Here is a 2,153-nt window from a genome sequence, read left to right on the forward strand (position 1 = left end):
GTCTGCGTGGACAGGTCGCGCACCATGTCGGCCAGCGTATTCCATTGCGCCGGCAGGTCCGCGCGCGGCGTGAAGCCGGGATCGCGCGCGCGGAAGACCTGCGGGGTGGAGACGCTCTGCCCGCAATTGACCAGCATGATCCCGCATTCGGGCAGCCGGGGCGCGCTGGACAGTTCCTCCCCTATGCCTTCCATCCGCGCGGCAAGCTGCTCCACACAGACCGGCACATCGGCCCCCAGCCGGGTTGCGAGCATAAGGAACTGCTGGCGCGGAATGGACAGTTTCCACACATCGCGCAGCAGCCGCAGCGCCGCCGCCGCATCCGCCGAGCCACCGCCGATTCCCGACGCCACCGGCAGTTCCTTGCGCAGTACGATGTCAACATCGGGCAGGTGGCGCACCACGTCCGGCCCCACATGTTCACACAATAGCCTGCCCGCGCGCACGATCAGGTTATCCGCCTGATCGCCCTGCAGACCGGGGGAAAAACTGCCCTCGACGCGCAGGTTCACATTCCCGCCCAGCCCCGCGCCACGGGTCAGTTCCAGCTCATCCGCCGCCCCGGCGAAAACGGCCAGGCTGTCCAGCAGGTGATAGCCATCTTCCCGCCGCCCGGTAACATGCAGGTACAGGTTGATCTTTGCATGGGCCAGTTCGTGCAGCGAAGACATCAGTGACGGGTTCCGTTTGCCGGGGATGGGGGAGAGGCGGGCGTGGCCACGGGCTTGAGATCGGCCGGAAGGGAAAGGGTGGAAGACGCATTCCCCTTCCACGCCCGGGCGTAATCGAGGGCGGCCGTGATCTTGCGGCGGTCCAGCGGGTCGGGCTGGAACTGGATGGCGTTCTGCCATTCATTCACCGCCTCCAGCCTGCGGCCCGCCATCCAGTACGCAACGCCCAGATGATAATTGATGGCCGGATCCTGCGGCATCTGTTCAACGGCCTGTTCCAGCAGGGGCAGCCCCTCCGTCACATGGCCCAGACGCATGAGCACCCAGCCCACGCTGTCACGGATCTGGTTATCCGCCGGGGCCAGCGCCAGCGCGCGGCGCAGGTAGGTTTCCGCCATGACCGGGTTTTCACCGTATTCGACCATGGAATAACCAAGATAGTTCAGCAGTTCCGGCTCGTTGGGGGCAAGCTGGAGCGCCTGCTGGAGCAGCGCGCGCGCCTGCGGCCAGTGGTTCTGGCGTTCCTGCGCTATGGCCTGACCGAACAGAAGCCGCCAGTCATCGCCCTCCAGCCGGTGCGGCACCAGCGCCGTGGCGTGCTGGTAGCGTCCAGCGCCTCGGGCCATTTCTGCTGGTCCAGCAGGGCGTCGCCCAGGCTGCTCCACAGCATGCGGTCATCGGGGGACTGTTGCAGCAGGTCGCGCAGTTCCCGCGCCGCCTGTTCGCGGTTGCCCATCATGACATCCAGATCCGCCTGCTCGGTCCGGTAGACGGCCAGAAGCGGGTCATCGGCCGGTGCGCCGTCCAGCGCCTCCCGCGCCAGCCGGTCCTGCTTGCGCGCATGCAGCATGGAGGACAGCAGGAGCCGCGCCTCGGAATCCGCCGGATCCAGCAGCAGCGCCATGCGCAGCATCATCTGCTCGGTCCCGCGCAGGGTTCCGATTTCCTGCGCGACGTCGGGCTGGCGTTCCTCATCGCCGTCATGGGCGTAAAGCTGCTGGTCGATCAGCAGGGCCACCAGCCATAGGCCTGCGCCAACCCCTGCGCCGCATGGGTCACGACCGGCCGCCTGACCATGGCCATGATGTTGGCGCGCGCCACCTCCAGCACCGGCATGCCCGCGATGCGCTCGTTAAGCATGGCCTGCGCCTGCGCTTCCTGCCCCTGCGTGATCAGCCAGTGCGCCAGTACCAGCGTGGTGAACAGGTCGCCCCCGGTCATGCTGGTGGACTGGCGGAACAGGGTGTCCGCGCGCATCTGCATGCCGCCAAGCTGGGCGATCAGGGCGGCGTGCAGCGTATAGTAGCCCCCCAGTGTATGATCCAGCCGCGCGGGTTCCAGCGTGGCCAGGGCCTCGTCCGTTTTGCCCGCGCCCTGCAGCGCCCATGCGCGCAGCAGCGGGCGCAGCAGGTTCATGATCTGGTCGGACGGGGCGTTGAGGTAATGGGTCGCGGCCTCGTCCCACTTGCCCGCCAGCGCGGC

3 protein-coding genes and 1 pseudogene are annotated in these 2,153 nt (G+C 67.5%); all 4 read right to left on the reverse strand.

Annotated features, from left to right (window positions below; translation table 11 throughout):
- Positions 1–671, reverse strand: a 671-nt coding sequence (locus JCM25156_RS14490) for a 4-(cytidine 5'-diphospho)-2-C-methyl-D-erythritol kinase (protein WP_025813630.1), incomplete at its 3' end; no start/stop codon positions are given.
- Positions 671–1,297 (reverse strand): tetratricopeptide repeat protein, encoded by a 627-nt coding sequence (locus tag JCM25156_RS31335; protein ID WP_242402674.1) that lies wholly within the window; start codon positions 1,295–1,297, stop codon positions 671–673. The genes JCM25156_RS14490 and JCM25156_RS31335, both read right to left, overlap by 1 nt.
- The gene (locus JCM25156_RS31340) at positions 1,201–1,689 is read right to left on the reverse strand and encodes a tetratricopeptide repeat protein (RefSeq protein ID WP_025813632.1); all 489 of its coding nucleotides are present in this window, start codon (positions 1,687–1,689) and stop codon (positions 1,201–1,203) included. The genes JCM25156_RS31335 and JCM25156_RS31340 overlap by 97 nt, the downstream gene beginning before the upstream one ends.
- Positions 1,677–2,153 (reverse strand): annotated as a pseudogene (locus JCM25156_RS31345) (tetratricopeptide repeat protein); the annotation flags it as partial. The pseudogene JCM25156_RS31345 and the gene JCM25156_RS31340, both read right to left, overlap by 13 nt.

It is taken from the genome of Komagataeibacter kakiaceti JCM 25156, from assembly GCF_000613305.1.

Bases quoted from the DNA above. Each gene is read 5' to 3' on its own strand.
- JCM25156_RS31335 (WP_242402674.1), bottom strand. From the start codon at position 1,297: ATGGCCCGAGGCGCTGGACGCTACCAGCACGCCACGGCGCTGGTGCCG.